The organism is Variovorax sp. UC74_104, from assembly GCF_044055375.1.
Lineage (GTDB): Bacteria > Pseudomonadota > Gammaproteobacteria > Burkholderiales > Burkholderiaceae_C > Variovorax.
In genome coordinates this window covers 1,611,997-1,633,409 of sequence record NZ_CP171978.1, presented here as the reverse complement: position 1 = coordinate 1,633,409, position 21,413 = coordinate 1,611,997, and the positions used below count along the sequence as shown (strand labels likewise).

Annotated in this window: 16 protein-coding genes and 1 pseudogene; 6 read left to right on the top strand and 11 right to left on the bottom strand. The window is 55.8% G+C overall.

The window, feature by feature from the left end; genetic code table 11:
- Positions 1 to 12 precede the first annotated feature (12 nt).
- Positions 13 to 996, bottom strand: coding sequence for a glycosyltransferase family 2 protein (locus ACHMXA_RS07630; RefSeq protein WP_395319800.1), 984 nt, complete (start codon positions 994 to 996; stop codon positions 13 to 15).
- Positions 996 to 2,867: a glycosyltransferase gene (locus ACHMXA_RS07625; protein WP_395319798.1), complete on the bottom strand. Its 1,872-nt coding sequence runs from the start codon at positions 2,865 to 2,867 to the stop codon at positions 996 to 998. The genes ACHMXA_RS07630 and ACHMXA_RS07625 overlap by 1 nt, the downstream gene beginning before the upstream one ends.
- Before the next feature lie 327 nt (positions 2,868 to 3,194).
- On the opposite strand from ACHMXA_RS07625, the gene ACHMXA_RS07620 reads away from it, so the two are divergent.
- A complete protein-coding gene (locus ACHMXA_RS07620) occupies positions 3,195 to 3,998 on the top strand; it encodes an ABC transporter permease (RefSeq protein ID WP_395319796.1) in 804 nt (267 codons plus the stop codon).
- A gap of 3 nt (positions 3,999 to 4,001) precedes the next feature.
- On the top strand, positions 4,002 to 4,703 hold the full coding sequence (locus ACHMXA_RS07615; protein ID WP_395319794.1) for an ABC transporter ATP-binding protein: 702 nt from the start codon (positions 4,002 to 4,004) through the stop codon (positions 4,701 to 4,703).
- Positions 4,704 to 4,713: 10 nt separating this feature from the next.
- On the opposite strand, the gene ACHMXA_RS07610 is transcribed toward ACHMXA_RS07615, so the two are convergent.
- The 5 genes from ACHMXA_RS07610 to rfbC all read right to left on the bottom strand — a co-directional run bounded on the left by ACHMXA_RS07610 (position 4,714) and on the right by rfbC (position 11,271).
- Positions 4,714 to 5,886 carry a glycosyltransferase gene (locus ACHMXA_RS07610; RefSeq protein WP_395319792.1) on the bottom strand — a complete coding sequence of 391 codons (1,173 nt, stop codon included), beginning with the start codon at positions 5,884 to 5,886 and terminating at the stop codon, positions 4,714 to 4,716.
- Positions 5,886 to 7,217, bottom strand: coding sequence for a hypothetical protein (locus ACHMXA_RS07605; protein WP_395319790.1), 1,332 nt, complete (start codon positions 7,215 to 7,217; stop codon positions 5,886 to 5,888). The genes ACHMXA_RS07610 and ACHMXA_RS07605 overlap by 1 nt, the downstream gene beginning before the upstream one ends.
- A 99-nt stretch (positions 7,218 to 7,316) precedes the next feature.
- Positions 7,317 to 8,582 (bottom strand): glycosyltransferase family 2 protein, encoded by a 1,266-nt coding sequence (locus ACHMXA_RS07600; protein WP_395319788.1) that lies wholly within the window; start codon positions 8,580 to 8,582, stop codon positions 7,317 to 7,319.
- Positions 8,583 to 9,721: 1,139 nt separating this feature from the next.
- Complete coding sequence (gene galE / locus ACHMXA_RS07595; protein ID WP_395319786.1) at positions 9,722 to 10,720, bottom strand: UDP-glucose 4-epimerase GalE; 999 nt, start codon at positions 10,718 to 10,720, stop codon at positions 9,722 to 9,724.
- Positions 10,717 to 11,271: a dTDP-4-dehydrorhamnose 3,5-epimerase gene (gene rfbC / locus ACHMXA_RS07590; RefSeq protein ID WP_395319784.1), complete on the bottom strand. Its 555-nt coding sequence runs from the start codon at positions 11,269 to 11,271 to the stop codon at positions 10,717 to 10,719. The genes galE and rfbC overlap by 4 nt, the downstream gene beginning before the upstream one ends.
- Before the next feature lie 301 nt (positions 11,272 to 11,572).
- Here rfbC and ACHMXA_RS07585 point away from each other — a divergent pair, with 301 nt between their 5' ends.
- The 4 genes from ACHMXA_RS07585 to ACHMXA_RS07570 are packed head-to-tail and all read left to right on the top strand — an operon-like array spanning position 11,573 to position 15,211.
- Entirely contained in the window at positions 11,573 to 11,896 is a 324-nt protein-coding gene (locus tag ACHMXA_RS07585; protein ID WP_395319782.1) for an EamA family transporter, read from the top strand.
- Position 11,897: 1 nt separating this feature from the next.
- Positions 11,898 to 13,580, top strand: coding sequence for an ArnT family glycosyltransferase (locus tag ACHMXA_RS07580; protein WP_395319780.1), 1,683 nt, complete (start codon positions 11,898 to 11,900; stop codon positions 13,578 to 13,580).
- Between the two features lie 3 nt (positions 13,581 to 13,583).
- A complete protein-coding gene (locus ACHMXA_RS07575) occupies positions 13,584 to 14,249 on the top strand; it encodes a methyltransferase domain-containing protein (RefSeq protein WP_395319778.1) in 666 nt (221 codons plus the stop codon).
- Positions 14,246 to 15,211: a glycosyltransferase family 2 protein gene (locus ACHMXA_RS07570; RefSeq protein WP_395319776.1), complete on the top strand. Its 966-nt coding sequence runs from the start codon at positions 14,246 to 14,248 to the stop codon at positions 15,209 to 15,211. The genes ACHMXA_RS07575 and ACHMXA_RS07570 overlap by 4 nt, the downstream gene beginning before the upstream one ends.
- Before the next feature lie 30 nt (positions 15,212 to 15,241).
- On the opposite strand, the gene ACHMXA_RS07565 is transcribed toward ACHMXA_RS07570, so the two are convergent.
- The 4 genes and pseudogenes from ACHMXA_RS07565 to ACHMXA_RS07550 form a co-directional block, all read right to left on the bottom strand.
- Entirely contained in the window at positions 15,242 to 18,655 is a 3,414-nt protein-coding gene (locus ACHMXA_RS07565) for a glycosyltransferase (protein ID WP_395319774.1), read from the bottom strand.
- A 74-nt stretch (positions 18,656 to 18,729) separates the two neighbouring features.
- Positions 18,730 to 19,657, bottom strand: a pseudogene (locus tag ACHMXA_RS07560) (NAD-dependent epimerase/dehydratase family protein).
- A 3-nt stretch (positions 19,658 to 19,660) separates the two neighbouring features.
- On the bottom strand, positions 19,661 to 20,377 hold the full coding sequence (locus ACHMXA_RS07555) for an NDP-sugar synthase (RefSeq protein WP_395319772.1): 717 nt from the start codon (positions 20,375 to 20,377) through the stop codon (positions 19,661 to 19,663).
- A gap of 13 nt (positions 20,378 to 20,390) precedes the next feature.
- Complete coding sequence (locus ACHMXA_RS07550; protein WP_395319770.1) at positions 20,391 to 21,395, bottom strand: GDP-mannose 4,6-dehydratase; 1,005 nt, start codon at positions 21,393 to 21,395, stop codon at positions 20,391 to 20,393.
- Positions 21,396 to 21,413: the final 18 nt, after the last annotated feature.

Here is a 21,413-nt window from a genome sequence, read left to right as displayed (position 1 = left end):
CAGCCGGAGCGGTCAGCCGCGCTCGAAAACGTCCTGCACGATGGCCTGCTTGCCCCGGCCGAACCGTTCATAGCGGCCGCGCGCGGCCTCGATAAGGATGGGCAGCAGGCGCAGCGGACGCGCCGCCGGCAATCCGGCCCTGAACCGCTGGTGCGCGACCTTGGCGCGCTGCGCATCCAAGCAGCCCGGCCGCACACGGTCGCCGAGCTGCTGCAGCCGCTGCAGCAGCGCCTCGGCCCGCCGCAGCCGCGCCACATGCTTGTCGCCCCGCTCCACGAAAGCCTTCGCCACCTTCTCGGACAGCGTCAGCCGACGCGCGCCGATCTGGTTGTTGCCGTGCTGGCGGTAGTCGATGGTCGGCTCGGGCAGCACGTCCATGCGGCCGGTGGCCGCGGCCACAGCAGCCAGCCATTCGTCGTGCACCCATTCGGGCGCGAACGGCAACGCGGACTCGAGCAAGGTTTTTCGGAACATCGTCGTCGCGCCGGTCACCAGATTGCGCCGCTGCAGCACACCGAAGGCCTCGCCGCTCGCGATGGCCTTCAGCTCGGCCGGCTGCACCTCGAGCGCATGGAAGAGCGTGGAGCCCAGCGGCTTCAGGTCGCCGTCGACCAAGCGGGCGTCGGTATGCAGCAGCAGCAGGTCGGACCGCGCCTCGAACTGCGCCACCATGCGCGCCAGCCGCCCGGCATGCCAGACGTCGTCCTGGTCGCACAGCGCGATAAGGGCATGGCTGCAGGCCCGCACCGCCTGCTCGAAATTGCGGGTGACGCCCAGCGGCGGCGAGTTGCTGAACACGCGCAGCGCGATGCGGTCGGCCACGCCGCACTGGGCGAGGGTGTCGCGCACGACGGCGAGAGTGTCGTCGGTCGAGCCGTCGTCGGACACGACGATCTCTTTCGGCAACGGCTCCTGCGCGCAGATGCTGCGCAGTTGCTCGGGGAGATAGCGCGCGCCGTTGCGGGTGCAGAGGGCGACGGAGACGTCCAAGGCCATCAGACCGGCGCCAGACGGGGAGGCCAGGCGTAGCTGAAGTCTTCGCGCTCGAGCATGAGATTGGGGCTGTACGCCGGGTCATTCTCCAGAACAGGGCCCCATCGGCGCTTCATGTAGGCCACGTCCTCCAGATAGGGAGCACTGGCTGGCTCGCCGGCCTTCCTTGCACGCGCGGCTGCGCTCCTGTGGTCGAGCAACTCGGCATAAGGCGTCCAAAGGGTGCGCAGGCCGGCCTCTCCCAGGCGCAGGCAGAAATCAACATCGGCAAACGCCTCTTTCAGATGGTTTCCATCGAGGCCACCAACGGCAAGGTAGCGATCCTTGCGGATCACCAGGCAGGCCGAGCTGACAGCCGACAGCGACTGGATCAGCGCGGCGCGCCCCCCATAGCCTTCACGCCCCGCGGGCATTCCGCGATGCGAGCACCCGGCCACGCCATCGACCCCCAGGCCCAGGATGATGCCGGCGTGAGTCAGGATCCGGCGGCGGTCCATCAGACGCGCACCCACCGCACCGATGCCGGCCTGCAGCGCCAGGCTGACCATTTCGGCGAGCCACTCGGGCGACAGGACTTCGAGGCGGTCATCGATCAGCGCGACGACCTCTCCCGCTGCGCCTTCGACCGCCGCATTGCACAACGCGGCCGCGCCTTGCCTCTGGGCATGCCTGAGCACGCGCACGTTCTTCTTCTTGGCCAGCGCATCGAGGCAAGCCAGGGTTGCAGTGTCGTCCGAGGCGTCGTCGGCCACGACGATCTCGTAGTGCGGATAGGAGGTCTTCGCGATGATCGAATCCACGCATCTGCGCAAGGACGCTGCTGCATTTCGCGTGGGAATGACCAACGACACCAGCGGCGGAGCATCGGGCAGCGCGTAGTGCACCCGGTAGCCAAAGCCGATGTGCTCGGCCCGCGCGCGCGTCTGCGTGCGCTCGAAGTGCTCGTTGAGCGCGCGCTCACCAGCAACCACGGCATAGGGCTTGGCATCCATCGACTTCGCGGTGCTCTCAGCATGCACGCGCCAGTGGTAGAGCACCCTCGGGATGTGGCGCACCTGCCGGGGCTCGATGCGCTCCATACAGCGGATGACCAAGTCCCAGTCCTGCGAGCCTTCCAGCCCCAGCCGGAACCCGCCCACGGCGCGAACGAGATCCGTCGAAAGCACGCCCAGGTGGCTGAACATGTTCTGCGAGCGGAAAAGATCGGCGTTCCAGTCGCACTTGAAATAAGGGCCCGAGCGGGTCAGGGACTCGTCGATCTTGTCCTCGTCGGAGTAGATCAACTGCACATCGGGGTGGTTGGCGATGCAGTCGGCCACCCAGAACAGGGCATCCGCCGGCAACAGGTCGTCATGGTCCATCAGGGCGATCCACGTGCCCGAGACCAGTTCGAGCGCGCTGTTCGAAGAAGCGGAGATGTGCCCGTTCTTGGGCCGGAACACGACCTTGATGCGCGGGTCGCTCTCCGCATAGGACTTCAGGATCGCCCGCACCTCCTGCGAGGGCGATGCATCGTCTGCGATACACAGCTCCCAGTGCGGATAGATCTGCGCCCGCACCGACTCGATCGCCTCCCGCAGCCACGCCGGGTTGGGGTTGTACGAAGGCATGAGCACGGAAATCAACGGCTTGTCGACCATGGAGGCCACACGCTGGGCCAGCCGGGCAATCTCCGCCGGTGTCAGCGTGTCATGCTCCCGGACCCAGCGCGGATAGTCGTTGAAACCCGTGACGCGCCGCCCGAGCTCCCACTTGATGCCGCGCCAGCCCGCCTTTCGGAACATCCGCCAAGCGCGCTGGAGCCGCCCGCCGACACCAGGGGTTCTCCAGAGCACGGTGAGGAAGAAGTCGAAGAGCCGAGATACAGATTTCATAGACGACTTGCCGGCAAGGCGGCAAGGAGGGAACCTTTTTGCGGGATTGGAGCCGTACAGCCGGCCTAAAGGAGGAGCGAGGCCCGGAGTCCGCCAGCGGGCGATTATCTTCGCAACCCCTTTGCCTCCCTGGGCGCCGCCTCGCGTCGTCAGAGACATGGCCCTTTCACCTCGCCCGGTAAAATCTCACGGATCACACAAAGGACAAGAAATGAGGCCGCCCCGGGCGCCCCCGCAAGACACTCGTGCTTGGCCGGTGGCAGCCCGGAGTCGTTCGGACGAAGACGCCACTGAGCGCGCTTCCGCCGCCGTCTCGCATCGATTCACATGAGCCAAGTTCACTCCAACCTTCACCGCAGCGCGTGGGCCGACTGGTGGGAAGGCACACGCCGCACGGACATCTGGTGGACCCTCGCCTGGTTCGACATCGTTTTGCGCTATAGGCGCTCCATGCTCGGCCCGATCTGGCTTACGCTGAGCATGGGCGTCATGATCGGCGGCATGGGGCCGCTGTATGCATCGCTCTTCGGCACGCATCTCGACAGGTTCTTCCCCCATCTGGCGCTCGGCGTGATCTTCTGGAGCCTGTTCTCCACCATAGTCACCGATGCCTGCAATGCATTCGTGGGGTCGTCCAACTACCTGAAACAAGGCTACTTCCCGATCAGCCTGTTCGTGTGGCGGGCTCTGGCGCGCAACCTGATCCAGTTTGCCCACCAGATCGTGCTTTACATCCCCGTGGCGCTCTGGGCCGGCATATCGCTGTCGTGGTCGGTTCTTCTGGTCATTCCTGCTTTCCTGATACTCGTCGTCAACGCTCACGCGCTCGGCCTGCTGCTCGGGCTCATCTGCACCCGCTATCGCGACGTGACCCAGATCGTCACCAGCGTCATGCAGATGCTGATGTTCCTGACCCCCGTGTTCTGGCTGCCCGAGAACCTTCCTGGACGCGCCAAATACGTGCTGTGGAATCCTTTCGCGCAGATGCTCGACCTTCTGCGCACCCCACTCATGGGTGGCGAAGCCCATCTCCACAGCTGGATCGGCATCGGCTTCTGGACCGTGCTGTGCCTCTCCGTCGCGAGCGTGCTGTTCGTCAAATACCGCCGCCGCGTCGTCTACTGGCTCTGATCTATGGCATTCATTTCACTCAAGAACGTTTCGGTCAGCTTCCCGATCTATGGCGCAGGCTCGGCGTCGCTCAAGAAGACGCTAGCGGCGTCCGTCACCGGGGGGCGCTTTGGCAAAGAGACCGGCGTCACGGTCGTGCAGGCGCTCAGTGGCCTCAACATCGAACTCAAAAGCGGCGACAGGCTGGGCCTGATCGGCCACAACGGCGCGGGCAAATCCACGCTGCTGCGCACGCTGGCGGGGGTCTATGAGCCGTCGTCGGGCGAACTTACGCGCCAAGGCACGGTGGCCAGCCTGATCGACCCTGCACTAGGCATCGAAATGGACGCCACCGGCGTCGAGAACATCATGCTTCGCGGCCTCGTGATGGGCATGAGCAAGAAAGAAGTCGACCGGCTCACACCGGAGATCTGCGAGTTCAGCGGCCTGGGCGAGTACGTCAACATGCCCGTTCGCACCTACTCGACCGGCATGATGATGCGCTTGGCATTCTCGATCTCGACCAGCGTCGAAGCCGACATCCTGCTGATGGACGAGTGGCTCTCGGTGGGCGACGCGGCCTTCACCGAAAAAGCCGAGCAACGCATGAGGGACGTGGTGTCGAAGTCCGGCATTCTGGTGCTGGCGTCTCATTCGCCCGAACTGATCGCCAAGGAATGCAACCGGGTGATCCACCTTGAGCACGGACGGATCGTCGAGCGCTGACGGAACAGGCTCAGGCCAGCTGCAACGCGTTGAGGATGGTTTCGCGCTGGTGCTGCCAGCCGAATTTTCGCAGCGCATCCTCACGCGCCCGCGTGGCCATCGATGCATAGACCTCGGTGCTCCGGTCTATCGCTCGAAGAATCGATTCGGTCCATTCGTGGGCCTTCGACAGGTAGCCTGTTTCTCCATCGCTGATGGCGCGGCTGTAGGTGAAGCTGGGTGACGCGATGCTCAAGGTTCCAACGCTTGCTGCTTCGAAGTATTTCAACTCCGACTTGCAGTCCGTGAACGCGTTCGATTGCAGCGGCATCAGGTTGAACTCCACCGTGCCCAGCAGACGCTGCAAATTCACGTAGTCATGGAATGGCTGGCGAGTGACGCGGTGGCCGAACTTGCGCATCGCGGGTCCGTGATCGATGTACCCGACAACCATCACTTCGACGTTTGACCTCTCGGCGAGGACATCGGCCAAGGCCGACTCCACGATGGCGTAGTCAAGACGGTGGGAAGGGGAGCCGCTGAAATACCCAAGCGTGATCTGCCCGTTCCCTGAGAAACACGCGCGCTCCTTAGCAGCGAAGACTTTCGCTGCCATGTCGAGCTGTTCTTTGTTCATAAAGTTTGGCACGACCGCCACTGGGAGCCCTGAATAGTCTGCCAATCTCTTAGCAAGAAATTCGTTGGTCGTAATCGCGCCGTCACAGAGCCTCAGTGTCTGGCCCATGCGGGAGATCATTGCGAACCAGTCGTCCCACAACCCACTTTGCGTGACATCGAGACCCAAGGTTGCCACGACCATATGTGCGTAATCTGTATCGAAGACCAAATCATCGATGTCAAACATCACCCTCTTTCGCCTTGCGCGAAACTTTGTAATAAGGCCATTAACCTGATGGCAATAGCGGGAGCGGCATATGACAAGAATATCGGCCGCATCAGCTATTTCGTCAAAGCGAGCAAAGTCAGACAGAAAGAAGTAGCTGGCCGATACGTTGCTCGCAGTAGATTCATTCAACACTTGCGCCATGTTGTAAGCGCGATAGCGAAAGCTGCTGTTGTTCGGTTCCTCGTAAAAATATGCGATACGCAACTCACGCCGATACAGCATCGACAGCCGCGTGGAGACAGGCTGGAGCCATGGATCCGCGTAAGGGGAGGAAGGAATATCTTGAAGCGCAAACATTAGACGCCGGAGGTGAACAGATCGAACGTCTCATTGAACGCGCGGGACCAATCAGTGCCCAACGTATTGGCCGAGTAGTTTCGTCTACGCGTTTCCATGTCATTTGCTAGGGCGACACCCTCCCGCAGAGCTTGGACGAGCGATTCAACATTCAGATCCGCGCAGATGATGTTTCGCGAGTAGTCGAATAAATCTTGCTTGTTGCCAAACTTGTTAGTCACGACTACCGCTCCACTTGCAGCCAAGTCCAAAGGGGGATAGCTTGGGTGCGGTGTGTACATCAAGGAGAGTCCAAGATCGATAGTGCCAACGAGGTCCGCATAGGCCTGCCATTCCAACTCTTCGCAGCGTTGCGGGTTATTGCCGTTGCCCAAAGTTACGCCGGGAATGTCTTTGCCAACAAGCAACACTTCCCATTGATCGAGATCAAGAACCCCCTCGTTGACGGCACGGTCGATGACGGCGAGCCCAAGCAGAAAAAGGTTGCGCGGATTATTCGGCCGGGCATAGAAGAAAAACCGTCTCTTCCCTGCCGGCTCACGTGTTCGCTCGTGAAACAACGACCTCGGAAATGCCGGTTCGAACCATCGCCCATTTTGGTGCAGATGCTCCAGACCCGAGTTAATCAGATGCTCGTATAGCAGGCGCGTATTAACAATGAATCGTATGTCTTGCGTACGCAACACACGCTCGCATTGCGCTCGCTCTTCCCCAAAGGGATAAAACATGCGCTCGTCCTCTTGGAGGAGGTAAAAGATAGAGGCGCGTGGAACACTTGGCAATGCCGCTGCAGTAGTCCACCACGAAGTGGTGATGAACAGTTCGCCAGAGAAAATATCGAAGTTCTTTTCAGTCGCCCCCGAGGCGCTGAACCCCTCGGATTTTCCAACTGGGACAAAAGAAAATTGGATTTCGTGATTGAGCTTGATCCCATAAGCATCGAGTACCTGTGCGACGTTTTTCGGCACGGGCGCTTCTGTGCGGACGACAATTCGCAACGTCGAACTTGTTCGATTCGCTACTTGAGCGGCAAAAATCAAGGCCGTCCCTACGCCTCCGAAGAGACTGCCCTTGCCAATGCTATCGGTGATCAAGCTTACTCGGCCGAGCTTCGGGCGAGGTGTCAAGTAAGTTGGTAGTGGCTGAATGTCGGGGAACTTGCGCAGCACAAGTTCCGTTACGTCTGCCGACAGCTTGGACTGTGGGCGGATCTCATTGAGGACCGGCTCCCCTGCGACCATTGCAGCCAGCTTAGTGCGAACCAGGCGAACTATCGCAGCTGTCCCGTTCGCCCGCCAGAATGCAAAGAATCGGCGTGCACGCTCACTCATTTTTCATCAATCTCGTAGGGTAGTTTTCAATAGCAGCGTCCGTTGGACTCGCAGCGCCATCGTTCATTATCCCGCCGAGGCGTTGGGCGCTTGCAACTGTCACTTACCGAGACTGCGCACCGCTCGATAGACGCGCCAAGTCCATCTTGCACCAGCCATTGCCCCCTGAATCACCCAAGGAGTTCTTCGCTCAAGCCATCGAGACGCCTTGAGGCTCGCAAAGACCACCTCTTCGTCATATGACCCTCCGGGCCCGAAAAGTCCACCAATGACATCCCTAGCCGTAGGCACAGGCTTTGGCATCTCCTCCACAACTGCCGGTGCGACTTCCGCCCGATTGCCGGCGACAGCAGCACCAAGACCCACCATGAGATATCGCGACTTCTGCCTTAGCTCGCGTGAGCTACTTGTTCGCAACAGATCACTGTATTCGATGCGCTGGCGAGTGAGATCACGTGGAGCGTGAACCATCGAGTTCGGGCGTCGTCTGTAAAAAAAGAAAACATCTGTAGTGACGATGAATCGACAGCCGGCATCGCACATCCTCATGAAGACCGACCAGTCTTCATAGCAGTTCAAGCTTTCTATGTACGGGAAGCGAACCATCGTCGACCTTCTGAAAAGAGCCGTCGCAGTAGAGAACCGGTTTTCCAACAAGCCGGCAATGACTGCTTCGCCGGAGAACATAGCGTAGTCGCAGAAGTTTGCGCACGCACCAGGGGAAGGGGGACCTTCATCGTCCAAAAAGTACCCTGCTGGTGTGACGACGATATCGAACTCCGAGCTGTTCTCAAGCGCTGCCACTCCAACTTCGAGAAAGCGCGGATGGATGAGATCGTCGGCATCCAGCGTCAGCACATACCGGCCACTTGAATGACGCACGCCTACATTACGTGCAGCAGCCAACCCTACATTGGCCGCCAACCGAACCACCTTTATACGAGGATCAGGATTGCTCGCCAGTTCTTCAATGACGAGTTCGCTCTGCGCATCTGTCGAGGCATCGTCCACCACGACGATTTCGATGTTGCGATAGTTTTGCTTCGTCAAGTTCTCGAGTGTCGCCGGCAGGTGGCCGCCGAGGTTGTAGTGAGGTACCACCACCGACACCATAGGCGCTTCCTCGAGGGGGAGCCATGGTGCGCGGTGCCTTGGTGCCGAGAGCCAAGGCAAGGCGCCCTCCGACAGCACCACAGGCCGTAAAGTTTGGTCGAGATCGAAGTTGCGCTCCAGCGCCTCGACCAAACCACCAGCAGTCCCGTCGAACTTCAGGCAATTGATACCGTCGACCCAACATGTGCCTTCGCCGAACGCGGGGTTCGCCCGATTCAAAATGACCCGCGCTCCTCGCGAAGACGCAACCACTGCGCGCCCTTCCGCAGACTCGAACGCCCCCCGCGAATACGACCGTGGCGTCGTCTACATGGGCATCGCGCTCAGGCCATTCCGCATCATAGATAAACTCACAGCGCTCCACGAAACGTCGTGGGATTAGACGTTCGATCTGCTCGCGATACGCGATGTCAACGCCACGAACATCAAGCGTCAAGGGGCCAAGGTGAGTCGGGCTTTTTTGCAAAAAGCCAATAGCACCGCGCACAAAAAGGTCGGGACGCCCGCATCGCTGGAACTCGGAGCCGAAAACCAAGCGTTGCTCGGAGTACGCGCTTGTTGTGCATATTGACGAGCCACGAAGGAGCGCCGCCAACGGCTGATGACAAACAACGCGCGGGCTCCATTCGTGCTCCGGAAAATCGAATGACGCACGGGCAGCCTCACTCAGCGCCGTCGACGAAGCAATGATGCAATCACAATCTCGCAGGCACTTGCGCTCGAGGTCGCTCAGGTGCAGATCCGAAATGGAAATCGGTCGAGGTTCTGCATGCAAGAGCGCCGTATGTGTTCCATGAAGCCGCACCGCCACCGTAGCGCCGGCCAGAAAGCCCTGAAGTCTGCATTCCTGCAGCGTGCAAAAAGCGAGGCCTTCCGCATCGGGGAACTCAACATAGGCGATAGGCTCAGTCTTGCTGAGCTCGGCAAGCGCTCTGAAGACACAGGCTGAGCGCCAGTGCGCGGCCGTGTTCGAGTAAGCCGAGGCAGGGGGATGCTGGCGAGCGTCGACGAAACGGTTCTGATCAAGTCGGGTGTCGACTTCAACCAGTTCAATATCCGGAAACTCTTTCTTGAACAAACTCGCATCAATAGTCGTATCGACCATCATGACCGTTGCCCGCATGCTGTCAGCTTGATTCAGCGTTCGAAGCAGAAGGCTTAGTGTCAAGCCGGCCGTGCCCGATGTAAACGGAGACAGTTCTTTTGAGACGAAAACGAGTCGACTCACCCCTAGCCCCTAAGCACCGCGATTGAAATCACGCCGCGTTCCGCAGCGGATTTGGCTATTTGGAGTTTTGAATTAGCCACCTACTCTCCCACCCATCCATCCAGAGATTGCTATTGATCGAACTACGCGGACGCGACGTTTGTACGGACAAGAAACGCCCGGTTCATGCCCGATTTGCAGACTGCCATCGCCATGCGTCGCGGCACATGTCATCTATACCACGCTTAGCCACCCACCCCAACAGCTCCCGCGCAAGGCTGGCGTCGGCGTAACTGATGCCGATGTCAGCTGCTCGGCGTGCTACGACTTCAAACGGAACCCGTTGACCGTTGACGCGCTCGAATGTGCGAATGACCTCCAGCACCGACGTCCCTTGACCTGTGCCGAGATTCACAAGAATGTTGGCCTGATTCCTTGTGAGGTAGTCGAGTGCAGCAACGTGCCCCTCGGCTAGGTCCATCACATGAACGAAATCGCGCACACCCGTGCCGTCGGGGCTGGGATAGTCGTTACCAAAGATCTGAACACATGGCCGCAAACCCGCGGCGACTTGACACACTAGCGGCATCAGATTGCTTGGGGTGCCGATGGGGCTTTCGCCGATCAGCCCACTGGGATGCGCCCCCGTCGGGTTGAAGTATCTCAACGTCGCAATTCGCCACTCGGGGTCTGCGCGGCCAAGCTCGTATAGCAGATCCTCCACGACCAGTTTGGTACGTCCATAAGGATTACTCACCGAGCACGGCGCGCCTTCACCGACCGGCATAGGTTGGTCGGGCCCGTAGACCGTTGCGGATGAAGAGAAAACCAGCGTCTTACAACTCGCGCGCGCCATGGCCTTCACAAGCGCGATCGATCCATGTACGTTGTTGTCAAAATACCCGATCGGGCGACTGATCGATTCAGTCACAGCTTTCAGTCCGGCAAAATGAAGAACCGCAGAAACTCGGTGTTCAGCAAATATTCGCTCCAAAGCGACCGGATCGCGAATGTCTCCTTCATACCAGCGTATGGGCCTCCCAATGATCTGAGCCATGCGCTCCAGAACGACTGGGGTGCTGTTGGAGAAATTGTCTAACACTACAAATTCATGCCCCGCACGCGCAAGTTCGATGCAAGTGTGAGACCCAATATATCCAGTCCCGCCGGTGACAAGTATCAACTGTCCACTCCTGCAAGACTGTCAGCGAGAGACAGTGCAGCCGCATCCTTCGCTGACAGGATCGGGGAAGCCCCGAAAAGCGGCCACTCGATTCCTATGGCGGGGTCGTTCCATGCAACGCTGCGCTCGTGCGCTGGCGCGTAGTAGTCGGTGGTCTTATAGAGGAAATCGGCTGTGCTGCTCAACACCAGAAAGCCATGAGCCAAGCCCGGAGGGACCCATAGCTGCTTATGATTTTCCTCGCTCAACTCCACCCCCACCCAACAACCGAAGGTGGCAGACTCAGGGCGAATGTCCACGGCAACGTCAAACACAGCCCCACGAACTACTCGAACGAGTTTGCCCTGTGGCTGCTGTACCTGATAGTGCAACCCCCTCAGGACGCCCTTGGACGAGCGCGAGTGATTATCTTGCTTAAACACCACGTTAGTTCCCGTAGAGCGACGAAACACTTCATCGTTGTAGCTCTCTAGGAAGAAGCCCCGTGCGTCACCAAAGACTTGGGGCTCCAACACGAGGACATCTGGAATATTAGTGTGAGTGATCTTCATGCTATATCGATTGGGAGAGGTAGGCCGCAGAGGTCCAAGGAACTGCAGGTCATTGTTACGCAAAAACGAACTTACGCATTTCTGGGACTGCAACTCTCGGCATGGATGGCACAACGCCCCGTGTCAACCAGAACATGATCCCGCATGTGGCGCGGCCAACACACTCGTGTGTTGCGCAATAATTGGTAGCCACCTCCAACTTTGCGGATCAGCAGTCCGACCCGTCTGGAGAAAATTAAATTATTAGCTCGATGAAGGGCACACCTTGTCAATAAGTTATTGGGTCCTAGTAATCCTAGGAGTGGCACTAAGCTCATTAGGGAGTATCTTTTTAAAAGCAGGTGCCTCACGCATCTCGCACGACCAAGGAATTTTGAGCGCTGCACTTCAAGTCGCGACGGAGTGGCGGCTGTTTCTCGGAGTTTTGATGTATATCATACCGGTCGCCATCTGGATCTATTTACTAAAAAAGCTGGACATCACTTTTCTCCAGCCTCTTTTTTCTTTGGTGTATGTGGTGACCCCATTGCTCGCGATCGCGTACTTAGGGGAAAACATTCCGCTTCATCGCTGGATTGGCATTAGCATCATTCTACTCGGCATCTTCGTATCATCCAAAAATTAGCATGACAAGTACCCCGTCAAAAGACACCCACAAACTGCTTGTCACACTGATTTTAGCAATTTTTACATTTCTTGTTTTTGCTCAAGCAGCAAAAAAATTCACCCTAGATGAACTCGATTTCCCGATTGTCGCGAAGGCGACGAGCGAAACTGGAACTCCAATCTACTACCGTGGCGAATACAGACCCGAACACCTCGGCCTGTATCATCCGCCTCTTTATATCTATGCGTTAGCAGCAGATATTAAGATTTTTGGCTTCTCCGAAAATACAGTTCGCGCATTCGGCTTTGCCTGCGTCCTGCTGACCGCCTATTTAGTCCTAACATTGTGCAGGAAATTTATCCCACCAGAGGACTTTAAGACATACGGAGCGGCATTTCTCGGCCTCTTCCTGCTGAACCCCTACACAGTTGCCAATGCGACTCTGCCGGATATTGATTCCACAATTCTCCCCCCCTTAATCACGTTCTTCATTCTTCTTCTTTTTAACGGTAAAAATGCAGCAACACTTGCATTGGTGTTTGCAGTTCTGCTTTGGACAAAACTGACAACCCCTCTAGCCCTGATTCCGTTCGCCTTTTTGTATTGGCTAGCACTCAGGGAGCCGTTCGGCCGAGCTCTATGGCTCACGGTTCGCGTCTTTGGAGGCGGGGCCGCAATATTTCTTTTGACTTATTTTATTTATTGCAAGAGCCTCAACCTACCCTTCGCCTACACCTTTGGATTCTTGCTTCACTCTTTCGTAAAGGGCAGCGCTTCAACAGGTTTTTTTGCGCTCATGACAAGGGTATGGGAAAATTTAGGCTACGCAAAAAATTTAATTCTGGCCATAACTTCAGGGCTGACTTTTCTATTTGCAGCATCCCTTTTCTTCTTTAGCAGCCGAGCGTCAGCCCTCGACGGGCGAAGAAACATAACCCTTCTTCTTTTCTTTTCGGCTGCAGTCACAATATTCTATTGCAGCCTCATCGCACCCTTTGGGGGATTTTTCAAGTACCCCTTCGCGGTGTTTCAATTCTTTTGCATGGGTGCTGCGTTAGTTTTTTTAGAAAGTATTAAGCGATTCAGGGGAAGTCGCATTCAGCAGGTCGCCCCCATTTTAATTTTCATAATTATTCTATTTTTCTCGCTCCTCCAGATGCACTATGGAAGGTTCAATTCTGACTCCGCCATAAACATTCATGCCAGCAAGGCTGTCTTGATAATAATTGGCGCAATTATTGCAATTGTTTTTACTCTCGCCCCACGTAACAGCGTCTCAGGCAAATCAGCTGCAGCAATGATGCTGTTTATTTTTTCCGCAACGATCGGATCAGGCGCAGCTATCGCCAGACATCAAGCCCAAGCACCCTTTCCAACCAAATATAGTTACGGGCAGATGGGAATGGATGAAACAGTTGCTTATCTGAAAGCCAACTTAAAAGAAGGCGAGGTGATTTGGAGCATGAAGGACGTTGGTTTTTACAGCGGCAATCGCTATATCGAAAATTACGACACATTCTTCAACCCCGAACCCGAAGAGAGAATTGAACACATGGTTAGGTCAGGTGTTCGCTTCTTTGTGGCGACGCAAGGAATTGGAGAAGATCGGATTGACGCCTATCCGGAGGTTCGGGCGGCATTAGAAAGTTGCTGCCGCCTCGACAAGAATTTCGGAAATTTCTACATCTACGTCCCAAGATAAAAAATGGCCAGTTACTATTCAACCAGGTATACACCAGATCCTGGCCGCACGAAGGTGTGGCGAGCGATCATCAACTATCTCGAGAAATATATAGGGAACTCATGCGATGTGGTAGTAGACATCGGTTGCGGATACGGCGACTTTATCAACAATGTTAACGCTCAAAAGCGGTACGCCATCGACCTCAATCCCGATGCGGCCGGATATCTCATCGACTCGGTCGAATTTAAGTCAACAAAAGTAACCGATCTTTCATGCATTGCCGATGCGAGCGTCGACATCGCGTTCAGTAGCAATCTGCTAGAACATCTTTCCGACGATGAGCTTACCCTTGCAGCGTCTGAGTTTCAGCGGATTTTGCGCCCAAATGGTCTATTCATTACGATGCAGCCAAATTTCTACTATGCGTATCGCGAATATTTCGATGATTTCACGCACAAAAAAATATTTAGCCACGAATCACTTGTTGACTTCTTTCGATCCAATGGCTTCGAACTCGTCGCAATGGAGAAGAAATTTCTACCTTTTTCACTCAAATCCCGTCTGCCTAAAACGTACTTTTTGACGCGAATTTACCTTAGCTCCTTCTACCGCCCATTTGCAAAACAAATGCTAGGCGTATTCCAGAAAAAAGCAATATCCCCCCTTATTTCGAAAGACGCCTCATGAGAAGAGAGCGCCTTGCCCTCTATGGGATCATGCTCGTGCTATTGGGAATCTTCCTGTATTCCATAGGCGTGCTTATGGCTCTTCCGAGGCGGCTTTTTTTCGACACACAAACAGCACTGCTAATCAATGAGTGCCTAGTTTGGTATTCAGGAATTCCCTTCCTGCTCGGCTGGGCCTTCATACTTTTGGACTTATTTGTCTTTTATCCCGCAAAGCGCAAGAACGATTTTATAAAGCATGACGATATTAGCGTCAATAACCTAACTGTTGTACTTACCGCCTACAACGACGAAGAAAGCATCGGGCCCGCAGTGAAGGATTTTCTTTCCCACCCTTCCGTTAGCCAAGTCGTAGTAATTAGCAATAACAGTAAAGACAATACGTTGGCATTTGCAAAAGACGCGGGCGCAATCGTCTTCAACGAGTCGAGGCAAGGATACGGATCCTGTGTCTATCGAGCGCTGTCGGAAGGTGTGAAATTTGAGGAATCGGAGATAGTAATACTCTGCGAAGGAGACATGACGTTTCGGGCTTACGATATTGACAAATTGCTAGCTTACATACCTCATGCCGATATCGTGACGGGTACTAGAACCGTCGAGCAACTGAGAGCAAAGGACACGCAACTAAGCACATTCATGTTTTACGGCAACATCTTTGTCGGCAAATTGCTTGAAATTAAACATTTAGGAAATGCTACTTTCAGCGATGTAGGCACAACATACAAGGCGTGCCGCTCTGCTAAATTACGCGAACTACTACCCAAACTCGATCCAACAATCAATCTGGAATTCAACCCCTATTTTCTCGATTTGGCTTTAAATTCAGGATTCAGAATACTTGAGGCTCCGATATCCTTTCACAAGAGAATTGGCGTGAGCAAAGGCGGCAACATCGATAACTTAGTCGCCTTAAAGTTGGGGATAAAGATGATTAAGGGTATCGTCTGGGATTGGCGCTGACCAGTAACTCCCAGGCGAGTGCGCTGTCACTTAGGACAATCTGACAAGACTACGAAGGCGAGCCTCATATTTCTGCAGCATATCTTTGATATCAAATCTATGCTCCGCGAGAGTGCGAGCCGCAATTCGGAATTGACTCAGCTTGTCTCTGTCTGCAGCAAGCTCTTCGATTCTTTGAGCAAATTCGCTATACATACCTGGCGTGCACAGATAGCCTTGCCTCCCCTCCTCTAGCATTTCCGGCAATGCTCCGACTTTAGATGCAATCACGGCAGCCCCACTGGCCAGGGCCTCCATAATGATATTTGGCCGGCCGTCCAACCTAGATGGGAGACACAGAATATCGCACGCCTGCAGGTACGGCTTCACCTCAGGCACGGTGCCTTTCAAGAGAAAACGCCCAGCAGGAAAATCAGCCGCTGCAATAGCCTGCTTGAGTTCAGGCTCGAGATGGCCTGCGCCTGTCATTACAAAAACTACGTCAAACTCTCTAGAAACGCGTTTCGCAATTTCCACAAAGCCCAGAGGATCTTTCTCTTCTGACCAGCGGCCGAAAAATCCAACTACGACTGAGCCTGCGGGGATTCCATCGAAACCCAGCGCATATTGATCTCGGGGCGCCGGAATGTTTTGCTCAAGATCAACGCCGCTTTCCACCAACAAAATGCGCTCGGGCAACTCTCCGGCGGCGAGGAGCCATCTCTGAACCTCTGTATTTTCGATAAAAGTGAGGTCAATGCAGTCAGCATATCTTCGATTATTGACCGTATGGCCAACTGCGTTAAATAGCAAATCCGCTACAGCGAGATGCGGGTGCCTACGCTTTAGAGCCGGCAAACAGTCATAAACAAAAGAACTGCCGACCACCCACAAAAGATCAACGCGTCGTGACGCTAGAAGATAGTCAAGAAAGTCGCGCCAATACTCGCCTTCAAGAAACCTGGGTAAATGAAAGATGTCGGACGTTGAGGATTCAAACCATGAAGTAGTGTCGCCATGAGTCTGTCCAACAGGTACTGTCGTCACAATCGAAACATTCCAGCCATTTTTCACAAGTTGGGCCACGATGGAACTCAAAAGCCGCTCGGCGCCGCCCAAAACCAAGAACGGGACTGCAAGCAGCAATGTAGGACCGCCCGACGACTGGGTGCGATAGCTCTGCTGAGATGCGAAAGACTGCGGCGATCGTATGGGCGGTGAAGAGTTTTTAATTCTCGCAGCTAAGAGCGCTTGCTCGGTAAGGACGTCCTCATTAAACCGGCGTACCAAAATCTTTTGGACATCATTTTCCAGAACGGCTCGACTATTACTTAAGGTGCCACCGTGACTTCTGTAATAGAAAAGCGGCTCTTTAATACAAATGAAACGCGCGCCGAGTGCCGCGAGTCGCACCCAAAACAGCCAGTCTTCGTGAACGTGGCCGGTTGTCGGGTCAGAATCACGGTATCCCCCAGCTCGTTGCCAATATTCCCTGCTATAGACGGCGCAGGTGAGTGCGTTGTTGCCGTCGAGCAGCATGTCCAAGGTTGGGCGTTCGTGAGGCGTCCAAACCTCTGATTTGTTACCAAAAAATTGAAGCCCTGGCGAGACTACGTCGTAGCCCGAGTGCTCGAGCATAAAGACGGCTTTCTCGATGTACGTTGGAGCGATGCGGTCGTCTGCATCTAGACAGCAGATGTACCTCCCCCTTGCGTGGCTGATCCCAAAATTTCGATTAGCTCCCGCCCTGTATGGCTGATCCTGGAACAGTAGTCGCACCTTTGAGGAAGCTTTCTTGACCGCTTCCACTAACTGTTGCCGGGACTCGGCAGAACTTGAGCCCCCTTCAACGACGATGATTTCGATGGACGTAAAAGTCTGTGCCTCGACGGACCGTATGGCATCACCGGCAAGATGACCATAGTTGAAGCAAGGGATCACGATCGTTACAAGAGGTCGATCCTCAGGCCAAGCCAAGCCACTGGGCGGCGCCACTGCGCCGGCGACTACGCCCGCCACCGGATGCAGACGAACCGCTGATGCGGCGTGCTTGGAGATGTCGAGATTCTTGACAAGCTCAACTGCCCCATTTGACAAGGTGCGGCGACGCCTGAACTCCCGTACATGGCTAAGGATAGTGCCTCGCAAGGTCCACCACACCAGCTTTGCTAGTTGCTTGACACGTCTCGCTGCCTTTGGATTCCGGCCAGCCCAACGGCGCAGCGGCCCCGTCACGCGCCACGCGGTTGAACGCTGAATGGCTTCGAGCTGTTGCGCAATCGCCAACGCGCGGGTTTCCATCGCTGCGGTCTTGGCTTCCTCCGTCGACAACTTTCTGCGCAGCGCTCCCACTTCACTCACGAGAGTTGCATTTCGCCGAATTTCGAAATTCACAGCCTCAGTAGCCTGAGCAGCATTGAGGCGTGCATCCGAAAGAATGATCTCCATCTCGGCTTTCAGCCGCAGAGCCTCACGAGTTGCCGCCCCAAAACTTACAGGCTGCCAATGACCTGCCTGGATTCTTCTAAGGTCGAACGACCAGAGCTGAGCGACGCGCGCGAACAGCGGTACAGATAGGTCTTTGGCGTCGAGACGCGCGAGTGCACGCACGGATTCTTCCGTCGCCTGCCCTGCGTGCAATACGTGAAGATGAGTCGAGGCCCTTAGTTGATCCAACTCCGCGGTTGTGAAGTCAGCCGACATAACCCGACCAAAGATTTCGCTGACCCTTGCTGCCTGCTGCTTAGTCTTGGTGACAATGCCAACGTAAGTCGAGGCGTAGTCTTTGATTGGAACCTCCGCTCCAGCCAAGTGGCAGCCGAGTTGAGCCTCAACGATATAGCGAATCGATCCCTCGGTCGGGTAGTAGATGTGCTCAAACGAACTCTGCATCCATGCAACGTTGTTACCTCCAGGCGACATCACAGGAACTTCGAAGAGCAAGAATCCATCGTCTTTCAGCATCTCGACTGAAGCTTGGACCCCGCCCCGAAAATCAAGCAGGTGCTCAAACACCGCGATGGACGTGATTGCATCAAACTCAGACCGGTGCTTTTGAACTAGTTGCGGCTCGAGCAAATCGTTGCCCAGAAGCTGGATACCTTTCTCCTGCGCCTGCCGGGCAGCTTTAGCATTGACTTCGATGCCAAACTTCTCAAATTCGGTATTGAACTTGTTGAGCAAGTAGCCATCTGCGCAACCGATGTCCAGAATCTTGCCCCTCGAGCACAACAGTTTCACCAGTGCAGCAGCCCAGCCCAACCCATGCTCGGCCATGAAGCTGTAGTCCTCGTACCCGCTGTTTCCACCGTCAACGTAGTAGTTGTCGTCGTAATACTCTTCTGTGCTCTCGGGCAGTTGTGCAACGACTCCCAGCCCGCAGAAGGCGCATTGCTGAATCTCCATGCCATCGCCTCGAATGGCGAAATGTTTGAACTCTTTACCGGAACAGGCGTTGCAGATCATGTTTATGTTTGTCCATAGGACAACGTAAGGAAGCTGCCCCACCGCAGCTAAGGTCGAGTGCCAAAAATAGTATTTCAAATCGCGCGAATTTCATCGCGCGCGTCCTGCAGGATCGCTGTTAGAACGGCATCCATATCAGAACCATCCGGATCTAGGCCCATCGATTTCAACTTAGAAGGGTCGCCCACAAAAGCACGCACATTGCTGTTGCCGCGCCGAGCATCGTCCCTCTGCAATCTGACAGGCACGCCTGAGATCTCAATCAACCTGCCCGTCAAGTCGAGCAAGCGTCGGCCGCTGCCAGTGCATACATTCACCACCTCTAGGTGTGATGTGCCTTTAAGCGCCAATTCAACGAGCAATTCAGCTGCAATGCGCACGTCCATAAAGTCCCGCACCACGTCAAGATCTCCGGTGGTGAGTACGTCACCGCGAACATCCATTTGTGCGATCTGATGTGCAAAGTTCCCAAGTGCCAGCGACTTGGGCATACCAGGCCCGATTGGATTGAAAAGCCGCGCAACAACTAGCGACAGCCCACGCTCAGCGGCGATGAAAGCATGGTTCGTCTGCGCTAATTTGCTCACGCCGTATGGCGTATTTGGGGCGGCAGGCGAAGTCTTCGCGAACAGGGAGCAGCTCGGTAGGAACAGGGCCATACTCAGCAGCACTGCCTGCAAGAAGTACGCGCGGCTGATTAGCCATGGTCAACGCCACATCCATCAGATTTGCGGCAAAAACAACGTTGGCGTCGTAAAGCGCCCGATTCGACGACGCTGTGGAAACGCCAGCTAAATGCATGACGATCTGCGGATTAACAGACAACAGCAGGTCACGAACCTCGATCACATCGCTCGGATCGGACAGCACGCGCATCGACTCCCCTACGAGACTCGATCTCGCGATTCTGCTAACTCCTATCGCATCAAATCCGCGAGAGTTCAGGACGCTTGTTACTGCCCGTCCAACAAACCCACTGGCTCCGGTAACAAGAACACGCATTGCTCAGTCTGGAAGGAAAAGCGCGCGACGCTCTTCAAAAAGCTTCTGCGCCGTCGAATAATCGTCAGGACGACCAATATCGAGCCAGAAACTTTCGGGCTGCAAATGACATCGCACCTTCTTGCCGGCAGCATTCAACTTGAGCAGCAGATCCGGCATGTCGAGATGCACTCCTTCGCTCACGTATGGTTTCACGGCGTCACGATTTAGCATGTACAGGCCCATGCTCACCAGATGCTTGCTCATCGGTTTTTCAAGGTAGCCCTGGAGATTCATCTCGCCGTCAACCTGGATAAGCCCGAAATCGATTTTGACTTCCCGCTCGTAAACGCAGATGGTCGCGTCCGATCGACGATCAGCGTGGGTGCGGATCAATTGCTTAATATCGAACGTCGTCAGCAGATCACCATTAGTGACTATGAAGTTTTCGCCGACCTTGTCAATCAGCGCTCCGAGCGGGCCAGCCGTGCCTAGCGGGCTATCTTCCAAGCTGTAGTCAATCTTCAGCCCGAACCGAGAACCGTCGCCACAAAATGCCCGGATTAAGTGATGCAAGTGGTTGACGGCGAGAATGACCTCATCGACACCTGCGCCGCGAAGCTGTCTTAGTAAAAGCTCCAATACCGGCATATCTCCCAGCGGCATGAGAGGCTTAGGAAACGAGGCGGTGAACGGCTGAAGGCGCGTGCCCTTGCCGCCGGCCATGACGACTGCTTTCATGATGTGTGCTCCCTTAGACGGTGTAGACCGTGGGACGGTAGAGGTGAATATTGCGACGGATGAATTCGATGCTCTGGCGCAATCCTTCGTCCAGATCAACCTGCGGCGACCATCCCATCAATTTGGCGGCCAGCGAGTTATCGGACACGAGCTTGAGAACCTCGCTCTTGTCAGGACGCATGCGAGCAGAGTCGGTAACGATCTCTTTCTCCACGCCCATCAGCTTCAGGATGCGCTCAGCAAAATGCCCGATGGTGAAGGTCGAGCCCGTACCGAGGTTGATCGTGCGCCCTTCGACTCCAGGTGTCACCGAGGCAGCGACGAAACCGGCGACAGTGTCCGTCACGAAAGTCATGTCGCGTTCGGGTGTCAGCGAGCCAAGCTTGATCACATCCTGCGTCAATGCCTGAGAAATGATGGTCGGAATGAACGCTCGTGCAGACTGCCGCGGACCGAACGTGTTAAACGGACGCAATGTCACTACGCCGGTATCGAACGAGCGGTAGTAGCTCTCGGCAATCTTGTCTGCGCCGATCTTGGAGGCCGAGTAGGGCGACTGGCCCTGCAGTGGATGTTCTTCGTCGATCGGCACGCGGATCGCAGTGCCGTACACCTCGGAGGTGCTCGTATGGACCACGCGGCGCACCGAGAGCCGGCGCGCAGCCTCCACGACGTTCAGCGTACCTTCGACGTTGGTGCGCACGTAGCTGCGCGGCGCAACATAGGAGTACGGAATCGCGATAAGGGCCGCCAGATGGCAGACGACATCGATGCCCTGCATTGCATGCATGACGAAATCACCATCGTCGATATTGCCCGCTACAACGCGAAACTCACCTTTCACGTCGTCCGAAACAAATTCAAGATTGCCCCAACTTGAGGCAGATCCATAGCGAACCATCGCAGTCACTTCGGCTCCCGCTCGGACCAGCGCCTCCACGAGGTGGCTCCCGATGAATCCGCCAGCGCCGGTTACAAGGTACTTTTGCCCCGTGAGGTCTTGAGTGGATGAGTGCATGAGTCGTGTTTTTTTAAA